Genomic DNA, 22,216 nt, shown 5'->3' with positions numbered 1-22,216 from the left:
GCGATGTGACGCGCCTAGCTGATCTTGTTTCGCTCCGACTGGAGCCCGCGGAAGATGGCCCAACACATGACGAGCAGCACCACCGTGAACGGCAACCCTGTCGAGATCACCGCCGACTGGAGCGAGGCCAGGCCTCCTCCCACCAGAAGCACGATGGCAACCGCGCCCTCGAACACGCACCAGAAGACCCGCTGCGCCACCGGCGCGTCGACCTTGCCGCCCGCCGTGATCGTGTCGATCACAAGACTGCCCGAGTCCGAAGACGTGACGAAGAACACCACGACGAGAATGATCCCGATGGTCGAGGTGATCGTGGCAAGCGGAAGCTGTTCGAGCATGTAGAACAGCTTGAGCTCCAGCGCCGCATCCTTGGCCGCGGTGTAACCGTCGGCCACCACCTGATTGATCGCGGTACCGCCGAAGACGCTCATCCAGAGCACGCAGACGAGGCTGGGGATCAGCAGCACGCAGATCAGGAATTCACGCACGCTGCGGCCCCGGCTCACGCGGGCGATGAACATGCCCACGAAGGGCGACCAGCTGATCCACCACGCCCAGTAGAACGCCGTCCAGCCCTGCATGAAGTTCGTGTCCTCGCGCCCGAACGGATTGCTGAGCGGTATGAGGTTCTGCAGATAGGCCCAGAGGCTGTCGGCAAAGAAGGTCAGCAGGAAGATCGGCCCGCCCACGAAGAGCGTGAAGAGAAGCAGCAGCGCGGCAAGCCCCATGTTGATCTCCGACAGGACTTTCACGCCGCCGTCGAGGCCCCGTACGACCGAGATCAGCGCGATGGCGGTGATCCCCGAGATAAGGAGCACCAGGAGCGTGCTGGAATCCTCGACCCCCGACTCCTCGGTATTGTTATAGGCGATCCCGAGAAGCGTCCGCGTCCCCTCCGTCGCATCGCCCGAGCCGAAGAGGAACGTGAGACCCGATGCCGCCTGCTCCGCGCCGAACCCCAGCGAGGTGGCCAGACCGAAAAGCGTGGCGAAAACGGCCAGCGTGTCGATGACATGCCCGACCCAGCCCCAGACGGCATCGCCGAAGATCGGATAGAAGGCGCTGCGCAGCGTCAGAGGCAGCCCCTTGTTGTAGCTGAAAAGCGCCAGCGCCAAGGCCACCACGGCATAGATCGCCCACGGATGCAGACCCCAGTGAAAGATCGTCGCCGCCATGCCGAGCCGCGTCGCCGCCGCCTCGTCACCGGCGGCCGCACCAAGCGGCGCCCAATCCGTGCGCACACCGTCCTCGATCGACGTTCCGCCGAGCGAGCTTGAGAAATGGCTCATCGGTTCGGACACGCCGAAGAACATCAGGCCGATCCCCATCCCGGCCGCGAAGAGCATCGCGAACCATCCGATATAGCTGTAGTCGGGTGTGGCCTCCGCCCCGCCCAACCGGATCGAGCCGAACGGGCTGACGATCAGGAAGAGGCAGAACAGCACGAAGACATTCGCTGCGCTCAGGAAAAACCAGTCGAACCCCTTGGTCACGGCATCGAAAAGCCATTTGAAGACCGATTCGGCCTGCTCTGGCAGAGCGAGCGCGTAGAAGACGAAGAGAACGATCGACAATCCCGAGATGAAGAAGACCGGGTTGTGAATATCGAGCCCGAAGGGCGAGACGTTGTCCTGCCCGACCTCGTAATCCGTATCGATGACATCCGAGGCGCCTTCCGGCTCCGGTATCCCTTGGTTTGTGGTTTCATCGGCCATGTTCGGCCTCCTTTTTGTCCATGTCCCTGTGAATGCGGATCGCGCTCGCGGCGATCACACTTGCCCCCTGACGACCATCACCGAGCATTTCGCGTGCTCCGCGATCTTGCCGCCGTTGGATGGCCAGACGTAATCGAGGATGTTGGGCATGTGGCTCGCCATGACGACCAGGTCAGCCCCGGTATCCCCGACCGCCTTGAGAAGTACGTCGTCGACATCGGAGCGTGGATCGTGGCTCAGCAGCATCTTCGCACTTGCCGTGATATCGCCGTCCCGCGCTTGCTCTTGCGCGAAGGCGTCGAGCTTCGACTGGTATTCCTTCGGGTTATGCGCCGTCTGGCTCGGCGTGGTCGTGGTCACGCCCACGTAGACGATCTCGGCGCCATAGTGGCGCGCGAGGTCCCGGGCACAGTTCAGCGCCTTGCCCAGGTCTTCCTTATGCGCCAGGTCCACCGGCACCATGATTTTCTTGAACACCTGATCCCTCCTTCTTGTGATCGCTCTTTCGTCCGAACAGGAGCGATCTGTTTTGGTCACCACCGAACGGATCGCATGGCTTGGCACTTGGCAAACTAGCACGGAATTCACCGAAAGCACGCCAACCCCGTCCGGAAACGCGCCGTTTGCGACATTTCCCTGTCGGTTTCAACCGATCTGTTCCGATCCGTTCCGGATCCTGCGCTGCGAAACGGCCCCGCGCACCCGGCGAAACGCATGAAAAAAGGCGCCGCATTCGCGGCGCCTTTCGGGATTTTCAGGGATGATGCGGCTTACTCGTCGGCATCGAGGGAAAGCGCCACGAACCGCGGTTCGCCTGCCCGGCGCACCAACAGGAGGAGCGACTTGCGACCGGCCTCTCTCGCCTCCTCGATCCGCGTTTCCAGATCGCTGAGCGACATGAGCTTCTGCTGCCCGGCCTCAGTCACGAGATCGCCCGCGCGCATGCCCTTCTCGTGGGCCTCGGCCAACGGATCGACATCCTTCACGACGAGGCCCGTGGCGTCATCATCAAGCTCAAGCTGCTCGCGCAGCTCGTCGGTGACGGGGCTGAGGGTCATTCCCAGCACCTCGCCCTCCACGGCTTCGCCATCGACACCACCGCCGGGCTGCGCCGCGGGCACGGCACCTTCGGCTTCCTCGCGGCGGCCAAGCGTCACCTTGAGCGTCTCGGTCCCGTCATTGCGGAACACCACGATCCGCACGGTCTTGCCAACCTCGGCGTTGCCCACGCGGCGCACAAGCTCGCGCGTGTCGGCGACATCTTCGCCGTCGAAGGACAGGATCACGTCGCCCGCTTCCATGCCGGCTTCACGCGCCGGGCCTTCGGGCACGTCGGTCACCAGCGCACCGCGCGCCTCGTCGAGGCCGATCGCCTCGGCCACGTCGTCCGACACGTCCTGAATGTGGACGCCGAGCCAGCCGCGCCGCGTCTCGCCGTATTCCTTGAGCTGGTTCACGACGCGGGTGACCACGTTCGACGCCATCGAGAAGCCGATGCCGATCGAGCCGCCGTTGGGCGACAGGATCGCGGTGTTCACGCCCACGACCTCGCCATCCATGTTGAAGAGCGGACCGCCGGAGTTGCCCCGGTTGATCGCCGCGTCCGTCTGGATGTAGTCGTCATAGGTGCCACTCAGCGCGCGGTTCCGCGCCGACACGATACCGGCGCTCGCCGAGAAGCCCTGGCCCAGCGGGTTGCCCATCGCCATGACCCAGTCGCCCACGCGGGCACCGTCGCTGTCACCGAAGCTGACGAAGGGCAGCGGCTCATCCGGCTCGACCTTGAGAAGGGCGATGTCGGTCTTGGGGTCGGTGCCGATGACTTCCGCCTCGAGCTCACCGCCCTCGTAGAATTCGATGATGATCTCGTCTGCGCGTTCGATCACGTGATTGTTGGTGACGATGTAGCCATCTTCGCTGATCACGAAGCCCGAGCCCAGCGCCGAAGTGCGGCGCGGACGGTCCTGGTTGCCGCCCCGGTCACGAAACTCGCGGAAGAAATCCTCGAAGGGCGACCCTTCGGGTACCATCGGCATCGTGTCACTGTTGGCGGCGACGACTGTCGAGGTCGTGATGTTGACCACCGCCGGGCTGACCTGCTCGGCCAGATCGGCGAAACTCTCGGGGCGGGCTTGCGCCGCGATGGCCTGCGCCATCACGAGGGCCAGCGCCACAAGGCCCAGCCACAATGCCCTGAGCGGGTTCGTGGCCTCTTGTTGTGCGGGTAAGGCAATTGCTCTCACGCGTCTCTCCTCTCGGGTTTAGATGTCGCTGCAGCGGCGCGAAACATCCGGCACGCCTCCTGCGTCTGACGACAATGTAGGGTCGGATCGCGCAGACGCAAAGGATGCAACGCCCGGTCACGCGTGTGTGAAGCCTGTGTCACCGACGCCGGTCACATCCCGAGCGTCTTGGCCATCCACACGAGGACGAGACCAAGCGCCATCGCCACGACCCCAACGATGCGCCGTGTCTCGACCGGCATCTGCCTCAGCGCCACGAGCAGTTGTTCCACAAGCGAAGGGGCCAGCGCATAGACCAGCCCCTCCACCACCAAGACCAGCCCGAGGGCCAGAAGTGTCGTCTCGATCATTGCGCCGTTTCATCCTCCGCGCCGGCATCCTCCGTCGCGGCGGTATCGCCGGTGGTTTCGGCCTCCGTCTCGGGTTCCTGCACCTCCTCGATCGCCTGTTCCTCCGCCTCGGTGGTCACGGCGGTCGATTCGGCCGCGGGCGCGGTGGGGATCGCCTCCGCCGCGGCGGAACCGCTCGCGCCGGTCGGGTCGGGATTGCGCAGGTAGTCGAAGAACTCGCTGTCCGGCGACATGACCATGCTCGAATTCTCGCCCCTCAGCGCCTTGCGATAGGCGTTGAGCGAGCGGTAGAACTCGAAGAACTCCTCGTCCGCACCGAAAGCCTCGGCAAAGACGGAGTTGCGCCGCGCATCGGCCTCGCCTCGGATGATCTCGGCCTGGCGGCGCGCATCCGACACGATTTCCACCTGTGTCCGGTCGGCCTGCGCGCGCACGCGCTGTGCCGCCTCGTTACCGCGCGCCACCTCGTCAGCCGCCTCGCGCTCACGCTCGGCACGCATCCTGGCAAAGGTGGCATCGAGGTTCTCGCGTGGCAGGTCGGTCTTCTTCAGCCGCACGTCGATGATCTCGACACCAAGCTCCTCGGCCTCCTCGATGGCCGCGTTGCGAATGCGCAGCATGAGCGTCGCGCGATCGGTGCTCAGGATGTCGTTCGAACTGACGGACCCCAGAACCTCCCGCGTCTGCGAGCGCAGGATGGAATCGAGCCGGCTTTCGGCGACGGGGATACCGCCCGCACCGACCGCCTGGCGGAACTGCTCGACATCGACGATGCGGTAGCGCGCGAAGGCGTCGACCACCAGCCGCCGGTCATCCAGCGGCGTGACCTCGAGCGGGTCGATATCCCGGCTCAGGATCCGGTCGTCATAGCGCACCACGTTCTGAACGATCGGGATCTTGAAACCAAGTCCCGGCTCTTCCTTCACGCCGACGACCTTGCCGAATTGCAGGACAAGGGCATTCTCCCGCTCATCCACGATGAAGATCGACGACAGAAGCCCCACGATGGCGACGAAGACGACGGCGATCAGTATCGTTGTCTTTTTCATCTCACTGCTCTCCCGTCCGGCGCAATTCGTTCAGCGGAAGATAGGGCACGACACCGCCCTCCCCGCCCGTCTGTTCATCGAGGATGATCTTGTCGAGATCGCCCAGGACATCTTCCATGGCCTCCAGGTAAAGACGCTTGCGCGTCACCCGCGGCGCTTTCTGATACTCGCTCAGGACGGCGGTAAAGCGGCTTGCCTCACCCTCGGCCTCGTTCACCACCTGCGCACGATACCCCTCGGCCTCCTCGAGCGTCTGGGCGGCCTCGCCCCGTGCCTCGGCCAGGACGCGCGCGGCATAGGCATCGGCCTCCTTCTCGAGACGGTCACGCTGCTGCTCGGCAGCCTGCACGTCACGGAAGGCGTCGATCACCTGCTGCGGCGGGTCGGCCTTGTCGAAGTTCACCCGCACGATGTTGACGCCGCTGTCATAGCTGTCGAGCGTGTTCTGGATCAGGTCCTCCAGCCGGTCGGCGATCGGGCCACGATCCCGGTTCAGAATGGGCGAAAGCTCGGATTGAGCGATGATCTCGCGCATGGCCGATTCGCTCACCGCGCGGATCGTCGAGCGCGGATCACGCAGGTTGAACAGGTATTTCGCAGGATCGTTGATGTTCCAGACGACCTGGAAGTCGATGTCGACGATGTTCTCGTCGCCGGTCAGCATGAGGCCCGCTTCGCTGCCACGGCCGCCAACACCGATATCCTCGTTCTGCTCTCGCGAGACGGTGATCACCTCCGCCGTGATGAGCGGCCAAGGCGCGAAGTTGAGCCCGGGCCCTGTCGTCTGGCTGTATTCGCCGAGGAAAAGTTCGACGCCGCGCTCTTCGGGCTTCACGGTGTAGACGCTCGCGAAAAGCCACAGGCCAAGGATGATGAGCAGCCCCAGGATGACCGTCCCGCGTGTGACACCCGGCCCACCGGAGCCGCCGGTTCCACGGCCGCTGCCGTTTCCACCCTTGCCGCCCATGAGCACGCGAAGCTGATCCTGCCCCTTGCGCATCAGTTCGTCGATCTCGGGCAATCCGCCCTCGGGGGGTCGGCGTCCTCCCCGGTTGCCGCCGTTATTGCCCGGTCCGTTGCCGTTGCCGCGGTCTCCACCGCCGCCACCGCCCGAACCGCCGCCGCCCCAAGGGCCGCCTGAGTGTCCAGCCATCGCTTATTTTCCTCTTGTCCGTCTTACCGGGTCCCATCCCCAGCTTAGTGTCATACCTGTAGGCGAATGCCCAGATTTCAAGCGTCCTGTCTCGGTTCGCGCATCGTGACAAGCTCTTCGGTCATCGTCGGATGCACCGCGCATGTGCGGTCGAATTCCTCTTTCGTCGCGCCGTTCTTGATCGCAATCCCGACAAGCTGGATCATTTCGCCCGCCTCCGGTGCGACAATGTGGCATCCGACGATCCTGCGCGTCTTCTTCGAAACGACAAGCTTCATCAGCACCTTCTCGTCCTGCCCGGCGAAGCTCTGGCGCATCGGCTTGAAGGATGTGGCATACACCTCGATCTCGCCCGCTTCGCGCGCCTCCTCCTCGGTCAGGCCGATGGTGCCCATCTCGGGCTGCGTGAAGATCGCGGTGGGGATGAGTTTGTGATCGACGGGTGTCGGACGGCCGTTGAAGACGGTCTCGACAAATGCCATTCCCTCGCGGATCGCGACGGGGGTGAGGTTCACCCGGTCCGTCACGTCGCCGATGGCATAGATCGACGGAACCGCCGTCTGGCTGTAATCATCCACCACGATCTCGCCCCTGTCCCCAAGCTCGACCCCGGTATCCTCGAGCCCAAGGGCACCGGTGTTGGGCTTGCGCCCCGTCGCGAAGAGGACTTGCTCGAACTCTCGTGTCTCGCCATCTCTGCAGGTCACGCGATATCCGCCCTCGATGGGCGTCATTTCCGAGATATCTGCACCAAGCTCGAGATTGACCCCCGAGGCCCTCATACCCTCCGCGACGAGGTTGCGCGCCTCGTCGTCGAAGCCCCGCAGGACCTGCGTCTCGCGATGGTAATACTGCGTCACATGAACACCCAGGCCATTGAGAATGCAGGCGAATTCGCAGGCGATATAGCCGCCCCCGATGATCAGCATCGTGCGCGGCAGGGTCTCGAGATGGAAGATGTCGTTGCTGGTCAACCCATGCTCCGCCCCCGGCAGGTCCGGCTTGACCGGGTGGCCGCCGACAGCGATCAGGATATGTTTCGCCGTTTTCTCCCCGCCCGACGCAAGGCGCACCGTGTGCGCGTCCTTGACGGTGGCCCGTGTATCGAAGGTCTCGACCCCGTTGCTGCTCAGGATATTGCGATAGATGCCCTCGAGCCGGTCGAGCTCCGCATGCAGCTTCCCGCGGAAAGCCGTCCAGTCGAAGCCGCCCGCGTGCACGGTCCAGCCGTATTCCTGCGCCTCGCGCATCATCTGCGGATAGCTGCTGGCATAGACCATGAGCTTCTTGGGCACGCAGCCCCGGATCACGCAGGTTCCGCCGTAGCGGTCTTCCTCGGCAAGGGCCACCTTCGCCCCGGCCTGCGCCGCGACCCGCGCGGCCCGCACGCCGCCCGATCCGCCACCGATGACAAAGAGGTCATAATCGAAAGTCATGAGAAAACCTGTGCGTCGTTGGGTTGGTCCGGAAGGCCCGGCCTCTTTGCCGCGATGGCGTCGCGGATCGCCGCCACCTGCGCGTCACCGAAAACACTACGTGACACCACCGCATAGTGCTCCTTCGCATCACCCGGCTTGCGAACCGCGATGATCGCGGCGCGCTTTTCGGGCGGGGCCGAGAACCATGTAATATCGTTCCAGCCGATGCGCATCCGGCTGAAGATGTAGTTCAGCGTGATCCCCTGCTCGTCGATCTCGCCCAGCGGCGAGCGGCGGATCTGCGCCAGCGCTATGAACATCGCCCATATCGCACAGACCACGCCCCATACCAACAGTCCGACCGATTCTTCGACCCGCGCGTCGCGCAGGCTCCAGACGGCCACGCCGGCGACGGTCACCAGCACCGCCAGGCTAGCCATCACTTGTTTTCGCGACCGCCGCAGAATCATGGTCAGTCCGCCAGATCGCGAAAGAGGTTCTCGCTCTCGACGAAATCGAGCCGGTCGGTCTCGACCGTGCCCTCGTTGATGTCGCGAAGCTCGACCCGGCCGTCGCCGTAGCCGATGGACACCACGTCGCAGATGTCGATGAAAAGCCCGTTCTCCACCACGCCCGGCACCTGGTTGAGCACCATGGACAACTGCCGCGGGTTGCCGATCCGGCCAAGGTGCAGGTCGAGGATATGGTTGCCCTCGTCCGTGACGTAAGGATGATCGCCCGACATCCTGAGGCTCACGTCGCGGCCCAGAACGTCCATCGAGACCAGCATCTCCTCGACAAGCGCACGGGTGGTCTGCCAGCCGAAGGGGATGACCTCGATCGGCAGGGGAAAGGCGCCCAGCGTCTCGACCTCCTTGCCGACGTCGGCGATCACGATCATCTGGTCGCTGGCCGTCGCCACGATCTTCTCCTGCAAGAGCGCCCCACCGCCGCCCTTGATCAGGTTGAGCTCGCCATCGAACTCGTCCGCCCCGTCGATCGTGACGTCGAGCCACTTCGCCTCGTCGAGGCTGATGACCTCGATGCCCACCTCGCGGGCAAGGTCCGCCGTGCGCGTGGACGTGGGCACCCCCTTGATCCGCAGCCCGTCCTCGCGAACCAGCTCACCCAGGCACCGCACCATCCAGGCCGCGGTGCTGCCGGTGCCAAGCCCGACCTTCATGCCGTCCTCGACATAGTCCACCGCCTTCTTGGCGGCGACGAATTTCGCCTTGTCGATGGGCGACAGTTCTCCGGACATCAAAGCGACTCCCCCTTGGGTATTCGGGGGCGTTATAGGCCAGCGAACGCATCCGCGCGAGGGGGCAATTGCCCGAATCCTTTCCCGTCCCGGCAAAGAGCCGGTCTCGCCACCTCAGGGCAGCGCACCGCCCAAGGCGACAAGCGGCAATGAAAGCACGATCAGGAGACAGAATATACTTGCATCGACACGCATCGCGGCTCTCCATCCTCGGGTCGCCCCACCCTGCACAGCCAGTCTTGAGGAAGGGTTAAGCACCGCTCACTTCGCGGTCGCCCAGTTCATCTGTCCCGAAGTCTCGACAGCCTCCGGCTTCACCGCTCTCAACCGTTCGAGCGCACTTATCGGGGCCTCGCCCGCCGCGATCATGAGCTTGAGGACGATCATGCCCGACCGCCCGCATCCGCCCTTGCAATGCACGAGCACCCGGCCGCCGCCGCCCAGCGCCTTGAGCGCGGCGCGCGCCGCGCCGGGCCAGGCCTTCAGCACCGCGCCCTCTGGTACCCCGTAATCCTCGATCGGCAAGTGGATCCAGCGCGCGCCCATCCCCACGAATCGATGGCCCAGGTCGGGATGCCCGAGGCTCACCATCTCGGGATCGGTGGTGAGCGTCATCACGATCGCGGGCTTCCAGTCGCGGACATGCGCCATGTCGTCCTCGAAGCTCTGTGCGCCGCGGCCGGGAAACGGCGCCAGCGCGACGATCCCGCCGGCCACCGGAACCGCGTGGATCACGAACGACACGACAGGCGCCCCTTACAGCCTGTCGGCGCCGAACGTGTCGCATTGCGTCACGTCGCCGCTTTCGTATCCACGCCGGAACCAGCCCGCGCGCTGTTGCGATGTGCCATGGGTGAAGGTATGCGGCTGCGGCACCTGCCCGGCCCGGCGCTGGAGATAGTCGTCGCCGATCCGGCGCGCGGCGTTCAGCGCCTCCTCGATGTCGCCCGGCTCCAGCAGGCCCTCGACCGACGCCGCCCACACCCCGCTGAGGCAATCGGCCTGAAGTTCGAGACGCACGGTGAGCGCGTTGGCCTCCCGTTCGCCCGCGCCCTGCCGCAGCCGGTTGACCTCGGGCAGGATGCCGAGTTCGTTCTGCACGTGATGCGCCACCTCGTGCGCGATCACGTAGGCGGCGGCGAAATCGCCCCCGGCGCCCAGCCTCTCGGCAAGCGTGGCGAAGAACGCCGTGTCGAGATACGCCTTGCGATCCGCCGGACAATAGAACGGCCCCGTCGCACCCGACGCCCCGCCGCAGGGGCTTTGGGTCACGCCCGCGAACAGGACGAGGACCGGCGCGCGGTAGTCGCGCCCGAGCTGGCGGTCGAAAATATCGGCCCAGACATCCTCCGTCGTGGCCAGCACCCGCGAGGTGAACTCGCCCGCCCGCTTCTCGGCTGGCGAAAGCTCGCGCGGCGCGCTCGCCTCGCGCGGCGCAACCTGATCCTGCAGGAGCGGCGTGACATCGATCCCCGCGAAATATCCGATGGCGAGCACGACCAATAGGCCGACACCGCCGAGACCTGCTTTCGCGCCCCGCCCGCGTCCGCGCCGGTCCTCGATGTTCCGGCTTCCCCGGACCCGTCTCAACCGCATGTCATTTCCCCCGACCGCAGGCCGCACCCACAATCCGCACTATACGACCGCAATCGACAATGACAAACCGCGCTGCTGCCGGTGGCGGACGGAGCCGCGAAATTCTCTGGCTGCCGAGCCACAAACCCGTAAGATCACCCCACCCGACCGGAGCGAATGATGAGCGACAACAAGACCGACCAGGCGCAGCAGCGCACCGAGAAGGCCGAAGAACGCACCGAGAAGGCCGAGAAACGCACCGACTGGGCCGAGGACCGGACCATCATGGCCAACGAGCGGACCTTCAACTCGTGGATGGGCACGGGCCTCGGGGCCGTGGGCGTGGCCATCGGTCTCAAGGCGGTCTTCGGCGATTTCGACCCCACCTGGGCGGCCAAGCTCGTGGCAAGCACCTTCTTACTCACCGCCCTTCTCATCTTCTGGTTCGCGCGGAGTCAGGCGCTCAAGACGCTCGACCGTCTCAACGGGTATGACAGCGAACCCATGCCCACCAAGAACTTCTCGCTCATTACCCTGGTGATGGGCGTGGCCACGCTGGCGACAGGCGCCGTGCTCTGGATGCTCTGACCGGCCGGCCCCCATGGACCCCGGCGACACCAGCGCGTAACCTCGCGCCAGATCGAATCCCCGAAGCGGACCCCAGGATGCAAGACAGCGACACGGGCGCCTACCAGGTTCTCGCCCGAAAATACCGGCCCGAGACCTTCGCCGACCTCGTCGGTCAGGACGCGATGGTGCGCACGCTCAAGAACGCGTTTCAGGCCGACCGCATCGCGCAGGCCTTCATCATGACCGGCATCCGCGGCACAGGAAAGACAACGACGGCACGCATCATCGCCAAGGGGATGAATTGCATCGGCCCCGATGGCAACGGCGGCCCGACGACCGAACCCTGCGGGCAGTGCGAGCATTGCGTGGCCATCATGGAGGGCCGTCACGTCGACGTGCTCGAGATTGACGCCGCCTCGCGCACCGGCGTTGGCGACATCCGCGAGATCATCGACTCCGTGGCCTATCGCGCGGCCTCGGCCCGCTACAAGATCTACATCATCGACGAGGTGCACATGCTCAGCACCTCGGCCTTCAACGCGCTCCTCAAGACGCTCGAGGAGCCGCCGGCGCATGTGAAATTCATCTTCGCGACGACCGAGATCCGCAAGGTGCCGGTGACCGTGCTCTCGCGTTGCCAGCGCTTCGACCTGCGCCGGATCGAGCCCGAGGTGATGATCGGTCTCCTGCGCCGCATCGCCGATGCCGAGGGTGCCCAGATCGCCGAGGACGCGCTCGCACTCATCACCCGCGCCGCCGAGGGCTCCGCGCGCGACGCCACCTCGCTCCTCGACCAGGCCATCTCGCATGGCGCGGGCGAAACAACGGCCGAGCAGGTGCGCGCCATGCTGGGCCTTGCGGACCGTGGCCGCGTGCTCGACCTTTTCGACCTGATCCTCAAGGGCGACGCCGCGGGTGCGCTGACCGAGATCGGCACGCAATACGCCGACGGTGCCGACCCGCTGGCCGTGTTGCGCGACCTCGCCGAGGTGACGCACTGGGTCTCGGTCGTGCAGATCACGCCCGACGCCGCCGACGATCCGACCATCGGCCCCGACGAGCGCGCGCGCGGCCAGGCCATGGCCGAGGCGCTTCCGATGCGCGTCCTGACCCGTATGTGGCAGATGCTCCTCAAGGCGCTCGACGAGGTCTCGCAGGCCCCGAACGCGATGATGGCGGCCGAGATGGCGATCATCCGCCTCACCCACGTGGCCGACCTGCCCAGCCCCGAGGATCTTCTGCGCAAGCTGCGCGACACGCCCGCCCCCGCGCCCGCACCCGCTTCGCCGCCCTCCGGCGGCGGCGCACCCCCGGCCTCGCACAACGGCTCGACCGATGCCAGATCGGCGCCACCGCCGCCGCGGACGAGCGAGCCGACCGGCGCGCCCAGCGCCTCCGCAGCACCCGCCCCGGCCCAGGCCGCCGAACAGGCCCTCGCGCGTTACCCGACCTTCGAGCACGTGGTCGAACTCGTGCGCGCCAACCGCGATGCCAAGCTCCTGATCGAGATCGAGACGACCCTGCGCCTCGCCGCCTATCGCCCGGGCCGCATCGAATTCGTCCCCACCGACGCGGCCCCGCGCGACCTGGCACAGCGGCTCGGCTCCGCGCTGCAACGCTGGACCGGCAACCGCTGGGCGGTCACGGTCGTGAATTCCGGCGGGGGCGAGACCATCGCCGAGCGCCGAGATGCCGCCGAACGCGCGCTGCGCGAAGAGGCGGGCCGGCACGAGCTCGTCCAGGCGGTGCTTCAGAGTTTTCCCGACGCGAAGATCATCCAGATCCGGACCCCTGACGACATGGCGCAGGAGGCCCGGGCCGAAGCCCTCCCCGAGGTCGAGGACGAATGGGACCCGTTCGAGGACGGCTGATCCCCCCGGTCCAGATTTTTCTTGCCACCACCGGTTGACCCACGCAATCTGAGGGCAATGAGAAACCTTCCAAGGGACCACGGGACATGAGTTTGACCACCGAACAGCAGATGCTCGTCGAGCAGCGCCTCTCCAACGAGAAGAAATCCGTGGGCGTCGCCTACCTCCTGTGGTTCTTCTTCGGCGGCCTCGGGGTGCACCGCTTCTACATGGGCCTCACCGGAAGCGCGATCGCCATGCTGCTGATGACGGTCTTCGGCTTCCTGCTCCTTGTCGTCTACGGTCTTGGCCTGCTGCTTCTCATTCCCGTGATGATCTGGCTTCTTGTCGATGCCTTCCGCATCCCCGGTCTCGTCGAACGCGACGCCAAGGCGCGCCGCGCCATCATCGCCGGTGAACTCGGGCTCGTCTCCGCGCCCGCCACGCCCCCGGCAATGACCTGAGCACCCTTGTCCCGCGCCTTCCGCACCCGTATCTAGGTCGTGACACCGAACAACGGGAGAGCAGACATGTTCAAGGGACTGGGGCAGATGGGCGACATGGCCAAGATGATGAAGGCCGCCCAGGAAATGCAGCAGAAGATGGCCGATCTCCAGGAGGAGATGCATAACCTGACGGTCACCGGCGAAAGCGGCGCGGGGCTGGTCAAGGCGACGGCCACCTACAAGGGCGAGTTGAAAGCGCTCGACATCGACCCGTCGATCTTCAACGCCGACGAGAAGGAGGTCGTCGAGGACCTGATCCTCGCCGCCATCAAGGATGCACAGGGCAAGGCCTCCGACAAGGCGCAGGAGGAGGTCGGCAAGCTGACCGAGGGGATGGGCCTGCCCAAGGACATGAAACTTCCCTTCTGACCAAATCCCGCGTCACTTCTTCTTGCGAAAAATATCCCGGGGGCGTGGGGGCTGGCCCCCACTCCCGCCGCCGAAGCCGGGGCACCCGAATGACTTCCACCCGCGACATCGACGCCCTCATCGACATGATGGCCAAGCTTCCCGGCCTCGGCCCGCGGTCCGCACGGCGCGCGGTCCTGCATCTCATCGCCAAGCGCGAACTGAAACTGACGCCGCTGGCCGACCTCATGCAGATCGTCGCCGCCACGGCCCGCGAATGCGCCCGCTGCGGCAATGTCGGCACGACCGAGATCTGCGACATCTGCGCCTCCGAGAAACGCGCCAACGGTCAGCTCTGCGTGGTGGAGGACGTGGCGGACCTATGGGCGATGGAGCGCGCGGGTGCGTTCAAGGGGCGCTACCACGTGCTGGGCGGCACGCTCTCGGCCCTTGATCAGGTCGGCCCGGACGAGCTGCGCATTCCCTCGCTGGTCGCGCGCATCCCCGAGGAGAACATCACCGAGATCATCCTCGCGCTCAATGCCACGGTCGATGGCCAGACGACGGCCCACTATATCGCCGACCAGGTCGAGGACCGCGTGACGCTCACCTCGCTTGCCAAGGGCGTGCCCATCGGCGGCGAACTGGATTATCTCGACGACGGCACGATCACCGCCGCCCTCTCCGCACGCAAGACATTCTGAGGCAGGGTATGACAGGGCGCATCCTCGCCGCGGCCGCAATCTATTTCGCCACCATCTTCATCGCGGGCTTCGGGTTGGGCACGGTCCGCGTCCTCATGCTGGAGCCCGCGCTTGGCCCTTGGCCGCGGTGGCACTGGAACTGCCGATCATGCTGGCGCTCTCGTGGATGGTGGCGGAGCGCATCGCGCGCTCGCGCTTTCGCCTCTCCTCAGCCTCGGCGCGTTTTGCGATGGGCGCAGCGGCGCTCGCCCTGCTCCTCTGTGCAGAGACCGCGCTGGCAATTCTCGCCTTCGAACAGTCCCTCAGCGCCCTCCTGTCGAGCCTCACCACGACGCCGGGACTGCTGGGCCTTGCCGGTCAGGTCGCCTTTGCCCTCATCCCCTGGCTGCAGGGCCACACGCGCGGCGCTTGACGCGGAAGAAAATGCACGAACCCTTTGCAGTCCGGCCTCGCGGTCAGAGCACCACCACGTCCAGTGGCGGAAACCCGTTGAATCCCACCGAGGAATAGCTGCTCGTGTAGGCGCCGCAATGGCGGATCACGACGCGGTCGCCGGCCCGCAGGTCCAGCGGAAGCATCACCGGACGCTGCTCGTAGAGAATATCGGCACTGTCGCAGGAAGGACCGGCCAGGATACACGCTCCCATCTCGCCGCCGCGGCCCGGCGTGTCAATACGGTAGCGTATGGCCTCACCCATCGTCTCCGCCAGCCCCGAGAACATGCCAATGTCGAGATAAACCCAACGATGCAGGTCGTCCGCTGACTTGCGCGAGACAAGCAGCACCTCGGCCACGATATGTCCCGCCTCGGCCACAAGGCCCCGTCCCGGCTCGGCCATCACGTAGGGCACCTCGCCGAACCGCTCGTCCACCTGCGCCATCACCTTCGCGGCATAGGATTCGGCCCCTTCCACCGCGCTTTCATAACTCGCTGGAAACCCGCCGCCGAGGTTCAGAACCCGCAGGTCGTGCCCGGCGGCGCGCGCGGCGTGCCAAAGTGTGGCCACCTGGTCGAGCACCGGCCCCCAGTACTCCGCCAGACGCGTCTGGCTGCCCACGTGGAAAGACAGGCCCGCAACCTGCACGCCCTCGGCGCGCGCATGTTCCATCAGCGCCGGCACCGCGCCATGCGCACAGCCGAACTTGCGGCTGAGCGGCCAGTCGGCGGCCGAATTCTCGACGATCACGCGAATATAAACCTCGGCGCCGGGCGCGTGATCGCGGATCTTGTCGATCTCGGCCTCGCTGTCCACCGCGAAAAGCGTGACGCCCGCGTCATGGGCAAAGGCGATGTCCGACGGCCGCTTCACGGTGTTCCCGAAGGAAATGTCGCGACCGCGCGCGCCCTGGCTCAGGCAAAGCTCGATCTCGCCCCGGCTTGCCGCGTCGAAGCGCGCGCCCTTCTGGACGAGGGTACGGATGATCTCGGGCGCCGGGTTCGCCTTGACCGCGTAGTGGATGCGCGCGCGTCCCAGGCCCCGCGCCAGGGCGTCGTATTGCGCGGCCACCTTGGCGCGGCTCACCACAAGCGTGGGTCGCTCGAAGCTCGAGGCCGCGATGAAATCGGCGACATCGTCGGATTGAACGGGATGGTCGGCGCAAAGCGCGCCGGGGATCATAGCGGTCATGGTCATCTCCAAAAGGAACCCCCCGGCTCATCGGGGGGGATCATCAGTCAGAGACGTTACCGTCGCTACGTAAACGCGGGTCCGAGGTCCTTGCCGGACCGGCCAGAGGCGCGTGCGTTGGCGTCTTCAGGCGCGCATTTATACTGCCGCCGGAAATACGCAAGATGGAATCTTGCAAGGGCCACGAAAAAACCCCGGCGATCGGACCGCCGGGGTTTCGGTGCAACATGGCGGCTCGCCCGAGGTCTCAGGACTTGTCGTCGTCCTCGTCCTCGTCGTCACCCTCGGGCAGGTTGAAGAAGCTCTCGGCGTCCGGCACGTCGTCCTTCTCGTCACTGTCATCCTTCGCGCTGGTCTCGCTCAGCGTGAAGGTCTCGAGCCCTTCGATCGCGGTCGGGATCTTCGGCTCGTCCTCCATCGCAAGGCTCTGCTCGGTCGACAGGAGCTTGCGACGCTCGTCATCGCTCATCGAGGCGCCTTCCTTGGCCTTTTTGGCAGCGGCCTTCTGGACCGCGGCATCCAGCTCGGACTGCTTGCACAGGCCAAGCGCCACGGGGTCGATCGGCTGGATGTTGGCGATGTTCCAGTGCGTGCGCTCGCGGATTGCCTGGATCGTGGGCTTGGTGGTGCCGACGAGCTTGGCGATCTGGCTATCGGCCAGCTCCGGGTGGAACTTCACCAGCCACAGGATCGACGCGGGGCGATCCTGCCGCTTCGAGAGGGGCGTGTAGCGCGGGCCGCGGCGCTTCTCCTCGCCCTCGGCGGCGGGATTGTGCTTGAGCTTCAGCTTGTGCTGCGGATCCTTCTCGGCCGCCTCGATCTCTTCCTGCGTGAGCTGGTTGTTCGCGATCGGGTCGAACCCTTTCACGCCCTGCGCCACGTCACCATCCGCGATGCCCTGAATCTCGAGCTCGTGCATGCCGGTGAAATCGGCAATCTGCTTGAAGCTGATCGTCGTGTTGTCCACCAGCCAGACGGCCGTGGCCTTCGCCATGAGCGGTTTTGCCATGTCTCGCGCCTCCTTCGCGCAAATCTGTCCCGTCGCCTGAAATGGCTGTCCCGGGGGCCGGGACGGTTTCCGTTGTCGGGGAACTCGCGCGCTATATAGTCAGGACCGGGAGGAAATGAAAGTGAAAATGATCCGCGCCGCGCTGCTCTGGTGTCTCTGCGCGACCGCCGCCTTCGCGGACGGGGATCGTGCGGGGGAATTCGACTACTACATTCTCTCGCTCAGCTGGTCGCCCACCTGGTGCGCCCTCGAAGGGGATGCGCGCGGCTCGCCACAATGCCGGGCCGGGGCGGATCACGGCTGGGTCCTGCACGGGCTCTGGCCGCAATACCATCGCGGCTGGCCCTCGCATTGCCCGACGGCCGAGCGTCCCCCCTCCCGTGCCATGACGGACGCGATGGCCGACATCATGGGCACCTCCGGTCTCGCCTGGTATCAATGGAAGAAACACGGCACCTGCTCGGGCCTTTCGGCGTCCGCCTATTACGCCCTTTCGCGCGATGCCTACGACCGCATCGCCCGCCCGCCCGTCTTCCGCAAGCTGACCGATCCCGTCCGACTGCCTGCGCGCGTGGTCGAAGAAGCGTTTCTCAAGGCCAATCCCGGTCTCACACGCGACATGATCACCGTGACCTGCCGCGCGGACCGCATCCAGGAGGTGCGCATCTGCCTTTCGCGCGATCTCGGTCCCGTCCCCTGCGGGCGCGACGCGATCATCGACTGCCGGATGACCGACGCGCTGATGGCGCCGATCCCCTGACCGCTCGCGCGGATCCGCCGCGCTTTATATGCGCCCCTCCGCTTCGAGGACTTTCCGGGCCACCCGGAAACACTCAAGCCCCTGCGGCACACCGCAATAGATCGCGATCACGTGACAGATCGCGCGGATTTCCTCGACGCTCACCCCGTTTGTGAGGGCGCCGCGGCAATGCGTCTCCCACTCGTGGAGCTTGCCCAACGCGCCCAGCATCGCGAGGTTCATCATCGAGCGGGTCTTGGGCGCAATCACCTCGTCACCCCAGCCGAAGCCCCAGCACCACGCGGTCATCGCCTCCTGGAACGGCCGGGTGAAATCATCCGCCTTGGCGAGGTTGGCCTCGACATACTCGGCCCCGAGCGTCGCCTTGCGCTGCTCGAGCCCTTTCCTGAACAGATCCTCGTCGAACACGCTCATGGCATTTCCTTTCAATCAGACATCTATGGGCCGCATAGCATGAAGATCGTCGGCGGTGACAAGGATCTTGTCATGATCGTGCAACGCCTCGCGCCAGGATTCGGGAATACCGGCGTAGCCCCAGAGCCGTCCCGCGACCTGGCCCACGATCGCACCCGCCGCCCGCGTCTCGCCGTCCAGCCGGGCGATGGCCTCCATCGCGTCCGGGAATGTATCGGCCTGTGCGAGCGCCCAGAACGCGGCATGCAACGTGCTTCTGAGCTCCTCCGAAACCGGCTCGGACGGCGCGTCGGGCCGCGGCATCAGGCCACGATCCCCGCTGGCCAGGACCTCGGCCAGGTTGGCCGCCGCAGCCTGCGACGGCCGGTCTGGATGCGTGAGCCGCGCCTGCAGCTGCGCCACGGCCATGGCGCTTTCGCGCATCGCGCCATAGGCCAGAACGACCGGAGCCACCCGCGCCACCGCCAGCGCCGCGTGGCGTCCCGCGCTGTCACCGGCGCCGTAGGGATTTCCCGTCGCCTCGAATGCCGCGAGCGCCGCGCCGGTTTCGGAGTCCGGGGTCGCGCGGCCGGCCGCGCCGGCAAGGTATCCGAAGTCGCGCCAGTTGATCAGGCGTTTCATGGCGTCCTCGGCGTCCCACCCGTTGGCCGATCGCAACATCTGCGCAATGCAGAAGGTCTGGGAGGTGACCGACGCCCACGGCGCGGGGGCGAGGGGCATCGTGCCATCCGGGGGACCGCTCCGGCCCGAAGCACGGGCCGCGATCCCTTCGCCCACCGCCAGCCCGACAAGCATGCCATGGGCCTGATCCTCGCTGAAGGGTTTCCGCATCATCCGCCCCGACCTCTCATACCCTGCGTCGCTGTGACCAGCCTATGCGCAGGTCTCGCCTGGCTCAATCACCGGGCGCCCGAGAGGTCATCGGCTCCGCTCGCCCGGAACCGTCCTCCTGAACGGGGTGCCTTGGGACCGCCGATCTCGGAGCACCGCCGGCAGCGATATGAATTTGCATGGCGGATCTCCGGCTGAACGGTTCTGAAAAGGGAGTAACAGGCGCTTCTCCCGAACACGTTGCCCCGGATGGATGACCGATGGTGCACTTTCGCACGATCTGACCAATCGCCATGCCCTCACGTGACGGTTCCGGGTCATCGCCGGGTCACGGCGGGGGCTCGGTGCAGGCATCTGACCGCCTGAGACAAATCACCGGACTTCAAGTCATCGAGAGTTCCATCATCCGCACGCACCAGCAGGCGGCACGAACAAGGGGGGCGCGGATCACACCCGTGCTCGTAAGCGCGTCCAACTCGCCGTCGACGTGGCGGCGGACCACAGGGGCCTGCGTCGCGCGATCCCTCTCTCGTCCGGCAAGGCCAGGATGAGGCGGCGGCGGAACCGCCCGCTGCACATCCGATGCCGGGCGATGTGGCGGTGAACCGCGGCTACGGCACCCGAGCCGTCCTCGACTTGTCACCGCGCGTGGCGGGCGGGCCACATCCCAAGCCAGCGCGACCGCAAGCTGCGACATGCCGCCGATCCCACGATCCACCGCCGGCGCAATCTTATGGAAAAGTCCTCCGACCCTCGCGCATCCCAACTAGATCGTGACCCGCTACGAAGACTCTGCACGCACCGACCTCGCCGCCGTGATCGTCGCCTCCGCACGGTGCTGGATGCGCCGGCTCCGCATCCAGTTGCGCGAACCCGTTCCCCGCAGGCGCGTGGATCCATCGTCGTTCACGGCCATTGGAGACAGCTCCCCGATGGTTCATCCTCTTCGCCACCGAGACCGTGGGGCGCAAGCCGTCGACCAACGGGCCACGAGGCGGATTGGCTCTCCGAGGTGACCGACTATCCGGAAAGAGAAAACTATCCATCCGAGTCCAGCCCATGCGCCTCTTACTGCGATAGATATTCGGGAGACCCGTGAAAGCCCCCGCAGCTTTCGCGACGGCGATTGGCGTTGCTCCCATGACCCGGGACGGGTTAAGGGAGGTCTCGCACCCTTCTCGTCATGGTGGCCAGGCCCTGTCGGCGCCCGTCTGCCGCAAGCCCTCCGTGAAGGAGACGTGTCTCCCCCGACCCGCCGCCTTCGCGGCGTAGAGCGCCGCGTCGGCATCCGCCATCATGCGCGCCACGTCCCGCTCGGGCCGCGCGTAGTCGCATGAAAGCGCCGATCCCGCGCTGGCCGAGATCCGACAGGTTCGGCCGCCGAACGCGATGGGCTCTTCGAGCCGGGCGATGATCCTGCTCGCGATATCGTGCACACGCTCGGCCTCGGTCAGCCGCGCGAGGATCAGCACGAATTCGTCACCGCCCGTGCGCACCAACGTATCGTCCGCGCGCGTCTGCTGGCGCATGATCCGCGCAACCTCGCGCAGGACGTGATCGCCTGCCGCGTGACCGTAGGTATCGTTCACCGCCTTGAAGTGATCGAGGTCGAGATGCACCATCGCGAAATCCTGCTCGGCCCCCGCCAGCTGGCCCAGCACGTGATCGAGCGCGCGGCGATTGCGAAGACCCGTGAGTCGATCCGTGAACGCTTGCTCCTCCGCCGCGATCTTCGCGCCCTGAAGCCGCAGGTTGAGCAGCCGCGACGCCTCCATCGCCGCCGCCTTCGCCTCGATCAGGTAGAGCATCTCGATCGTGAGGTCGGTCGCGGCGAAATCCCCGCTGGTGAGCGAGAAGTCCCGGATCGCCTCCACCACCGAGATCCCGAAGGACAGGTTCACCAACAGCCCGCCGCGCGGCTCCATCGCCCCCGTTTCGGGAATGGCCCACAGCACGCCCTTCACGTCGGTTCGTGGCGCCGCCCGCATCCGCAGGTGCAGCTTGCGCCCCGCAACCGCCCGCAGCTCGGCCATGGTGGCACCGGGTTTCGGCCGCCGCAGTTCGAATAGTTCGAGAAACCTGCTTCCGCGCGGGTCGCTCCCGCCGCAGAGCTTGCGCATCGTGGGCCCGGCATGGGCCACGTGCCCCGTGGCATCGACCAGCAGATGCATGGGGCAGATCACCTCGAGCGCTTCTGCCAGGGGCAATCGCGCATCGTCCATTCACATGGCCCCCGCGCTCAGCGCGAAACTGCGCCCCTCGGCATGGGTCACCGACAGGAGACGTATCTCCACCACCTCGCAGCCTTCGCGCCGCCCCTTGTGGTCGAGCATCACGAGCGCGCCGTAGTCATCCGCCATCGCCCGCAGCAGCCCCACGATCACGTGACCGAAACCCGGCATCTCGTGCCGGACGCGCAGGGTGTAGAACTGCGCGCCATGTTCGCGCAGGTCGAGATCGGGGATCACGAGGTCCGGCACCGCCAGCCGCGCGCGGCCCGGAAGCTCGTCGAGCGAATGCAGGAACTCCGGAAAATCCACGCCCCCGAAGCGCAGGAGGCGCCTGAGCGCCTCGACGTTCGGATGCGAGACGAGATAGGTGCCGATATCCTCGAGCATCTCGTCTCGGGGCTTGCCGAGCACGGCCGAGGCAGCCGCGATCACCCGGTCCGTCAGCGCGTCGTCATAGCTCAGCATCGCCTCGAACTCGGAAAACCCCAGCGCCGCCCGCTGCGTGACCCTGCCCCAGGCACTGCGCCCGTAGGTATCGCGCACGAAGCGCTCCACCGCGCGATTGATCATCCCATGCATGCCGCGTCTCCGTCCTTTATGG

General features: G+C 66.0%; 24 protein-coding genes. 7 read left to right on the top strand and 17 right to left on the bottom strand.

Annotated features, from left to right (window positions below; genetic code table 11):
* Positions 1-14 precede the first annotated feature (14 nt).
* The 11 genes from K1T73_RS06075 to K1T73_RS06025 form a co-directional block, all read right to left on the bottom strand.
* Positions 15-1,715, bottom strand: coding sequence for a BCCT family transporter (locus tag K1T73_RS06075; RefSeq protein ID WP_220603073.1), 1,701 nt, complete (start codon positions 1,713-1,715; stop codon positions 15-17).
* A gap of 54 nt (positions 1,716-1,769) precedes the next feature.
* Positions 1,770-2,192 carry a universal stress protein gene (locus K1T73_RS06070; protein WP_220603072.1) on the bottom strand — a complete coding sequence of 141 codons (423 nt, stop codon included), beginning with the start codon at positions 2,190-2,192 and terminating at the stop codon, positions 1,770-1,772.
* Positions 2,193-2,485: 293 nt separating this feature from the next.
* On the bottom strand, positions 2,486-3,871 hold the full coding sequence (locus tag K1T73_RS06065; protein WP_220603634.1) for a Do family serine endopeptidase: 1,386 nt from the start codon (positions 3,869-3,871) through the stop codon (positions 2,486-2,488).
* 239 nt (positions 3,872-4,110) lie between these two features.
* Positions 4,111-4,308 (bottom strand): DUF2065 domain-containing protein, encoded by a 198-nt coding sequence (locus K1T73_RS06060; RefSeq protein ID WP_220603071.1) that lies wholly within the window; start codon positions 4,306-4,308, stop codon positions 4,111-4,113.
* Positions 4,305-5,357: a protease modulator HflC gene (gene hflC, locus K1T73_RS06055; protein ID WP_220603070.1), complete on the bottom strand. Its 1,053-nt coding sequence runs from the start codon at positions 5,355-5,357 to the stop codon at positions 4,305-4,307. The genes K1T73_RS06060 and hflC overlap by 4 nt, the downstream gene beginning before the upstream one ends.
* A 1-nt stretch (position 5,358) precedes the next feature.
* Positions 5,359-6,510, bottom strand: coding sequence for an FtsH protease activity modulator HflK (hflK, locus tag K1T73_RS06050; protein WP_220603069.1), 1,152 nt, complete (start codon positions 6,508-6,510; stop codon positions 5,359-5,361).
* A gap of 77 nt (positions 6,511-6,587) precedes the next feature.
* Positions 6,588-7,946 (bottom strand): glutathione-disulfide reductase, encoded by a 1,359-nt coding sequence (gene gor / locus K1T73_RS06045; RefSeq protein WP_220603068.1) that lies wholly within the window; start codon positions 7,944-7,946, stop codon positions 6,588-6,590.
* Positions 7,943-8,368 (bottom strand): PH domain-containing protein, encoded by a 426-nt coding sequence (locus tag K1T73_RS06040; RefSeq protein ID WP_220603067.1) that lies wholly within the window; start codon positions 8,366-8,368, stop codon positions 7,943-7,945. The genes gor and K1T73_RS06040 overlap by 4 nt, the downstream gene beginning before the upstream one ends.
* A 32-nt stretch (positions 8,369-8,400) precedes the next feature.
* Entirely contained in the window at positions 8,401-9,189 is a 789-nt protein-coding gene (gene rpiA, locus K1T73_RS06035; protein ID WP_220603066.1) for a ribose-5-phosphate isomerase RpiA, read from the bottom strand.
* 261 nt (positions 9,190-9,450) lie between these two features.
* Positions 9,451-9,933 carry a protein phosphatase gene (locus K1T73_RS06030; RefSeq protein WP_220603065.1) on the bottom strand — a complete coding sequence of 161 codons (483 nt, stop codon included), beginning with the start codon at positions 9,931-9,933 and terminating at the stop codon, positions 9,451-9,453.
* A 12-nt stretch (positions 9,934-9,945) separates the two neighbouring features.
* The gene (locus K1T73_RS06025) at positions 9,946-10,785 is read right to left on the bottom strand and encodes a neutral zinc metallopeptidase (RefSeq protein ID WP_220603064.1); all 840 of its coding nucleotides are present in this window, start codon (positions 10,783-10,785) and stop codon (positions 9,946-9,948) included.
* Between the two features lie 159 nt (positions 10,786-10,944).
* Here K1T73_RS06025 and K1T73_RS06020 point away from each other — a divergent pair, with 159 nt between their 5' ends.
* The 6 genes from K1T73_RS06020 to K1T73_RS05995 all read left to right on the top strand — a co-directional run bounded on the left by K1T73_RS06020 (position 10,945) and on the right by K1T73_RS05995 (position 15,154).
* Positions 10,945-11,352, top strand: coding sequence for a YidH family protein (locus K1T73_RS06020; protein ID WP_220603063.1), 408 nt, complete (start codon positions 10,945-10,947; stop codon positions 11,350-11,352).
* 77 nt (positions 11,353-11,429) lie between these two features.
* Complete coding sequence (locus K1T73_RS06015; protein ID WP_220603062.1) at positions 11,430-13,205, top strand: DNA polymerase III subunit gamma/tau; 1,776 nt, start codon at positions 11,430-11,432, stop codon at positions 13,203-13,205.
* A gap of 86 nt (positions 13,206-13,291) precedes the next feature.
* The gene (locus K1T73_RS06010; protein ID WP_259400460.1) at positions 13,292-13,648 is read left to right on the top strand and encodes a TM2 domain-containing protein; all 357 of its coding nucleotides are present in this window, start codon (positions 13,292-13,294) and stop codon (positions 13,646-13,648) included.
* 66 nt (positions 13,649-13,714) lie between these two features.
* Positions 13,715-14,059: a YbaB/EbfC family nucleoid-associated protein gene (locus K1T73_RS06005; RefSeq protein ID WP_220603061.1), complete on the top strand. Its 345-nt coding sequence runs from the start codon at positions 13,715-13,717 to the stop codon at positions 14,057-14,059.
* Positions 14,060-14,148: 89 nt separating this feature from the next.
* Positions 14,149-14,742, top strand: coding sequence for a recombination mediator RecR (gene recR, locus K1T73_RS06000; protein ID WP_220603060.1), 594 nt, complete (start codon positions 14,149-14,151; stop codon positions 14,740-14,742).
* Positions 14,743-14,890: 148 nt separating this feature from the next.
* Positions 14,891-15,154, top strand: a complete 264-nt coding sequence (locus K1T73_RS05995; RefSeq protein WP_220603059.1) for a hypothetical protein — start codon at positions 14,891-14,893, stop codon at positions 15,152-15,154.
* Between the two features lie 43 nt (positions 15,155-15,197).
* On the opposite strand, the gene K1T73_RS05990 is transcribed toward K1T73_RS05995, so the two are convergent.
* Together K1T73_RS05990 and K1T73_RS05985 are read right to left on the bottom strand one after the other, a co-directional pair.
* Positions 15,198-16,376, bottom strand: coding sequence for a type III PLP-dependent enzyme (locus K1T73_RS05990; RefSeq protein ID WP_220603058.1), 1,179 nt, complete (start codon positions 16,374-16,376; stop codon positions 15,198-15,200).
* Between the two features lie 241 nt (positions 16,377-16,617).
* A complete protein-coding gene (locus K1T73_RS05985) occupies positions 16,618-17,379 on the bottom strand; it encodes a DUF1013 domain-containing protein (RefSeq protein WP_220603057.1) in 762 nt (253 codons plus the stop codon).
* Positions 17,380-17,494: 115 nt separating this feature from the next.
* On the opposite strand from K1T73_RS05985, the gene K1T73_RS05980 reads away from it, so the two are divergent.
* Positions 17,495-18,139 (top strand): ribonuclease T2 family protein, encoded by a 645-nt coding sequence (locus K1T73_RS05980; RefSeq protein WP_220603056.1) that lies wholly within the window; start codon positions 17,495-17,497, stop codon positions 18,137-18,139.
* A gap of 24 nt (positions 18,140-18,163) precedes the next feature.
* Here K1T73_RS05980 and K1T73_RS05975 read toward each other — a convergent pair whose 3' ends face one another.
* The 4 genes from K1T73_RS05975 to K1T73_RS05960 all read right to left on the bottom strand — a co-directional run bounded on the left by K1T73_RS05975 (position 18,164) and on the right by K1T73_RS05960 (position 22,194).
* Complete coding sequence (locus K1T73_RS05975) at positions 18,164-18,553, bottom strand: carboxymuconolactone decarboxylase family protein (protein ID WP_220603055.1); 390 nt, start codon at positions 18,551-18,553, stop codon at positions 18,164-18,166.
* 15 nt (positions 18,554-18,568) lie between these two features.
* Positions 18,569-19,387 (bottom strand): ADP-ribosylglycohydrolase family protein, encoded by an 819-nt coding sequence (locus tag K1T73_RS05970; protein WP_220603054.1) that lies wholly within the window; start codon positions 19,385-19,387, stop codon positions 18,569-18,571.
* 1,178 nt (positions 19,388-20,565) lie between these two features.
* Entirely contained in the window at positions 20,566-21,606 is a 1,041-nt protein-coding gene (locus K1T73_RS05965) for a GGDEF domain-containing protein (protein WP_220603053.1), read from the bottom strand.
* Positions 21,607-22,194 (bottom strand): heme NO-binding domain-containing protein, encoded by a 588-nt coding sequence (locus K1T73_RS05960; RefSeq protein WP_220603052.1) that lies wholly within the window; start codon positions 22,192-22,194, stop codon positions 21,607-21,609. It abuts the gene before it with no gap.
* Positions 22,195-22,216 lie beyond the last annotated feature (22 nt).

The organism is Roseovarius sp. SCSIO 43702 (assembly GCF_019599045.1).
Classification (GTDB): domain Bacteria; phylum Pseudomonadota; class Alphaproteobacteria; order Rhodobacterales; family Rhodobacteraceae; genus Roseovarius.
Note: the sequence above shows the minus strand (reverse complement) of the source record. Positions and strands in the feature narration are given on the sequence as shown.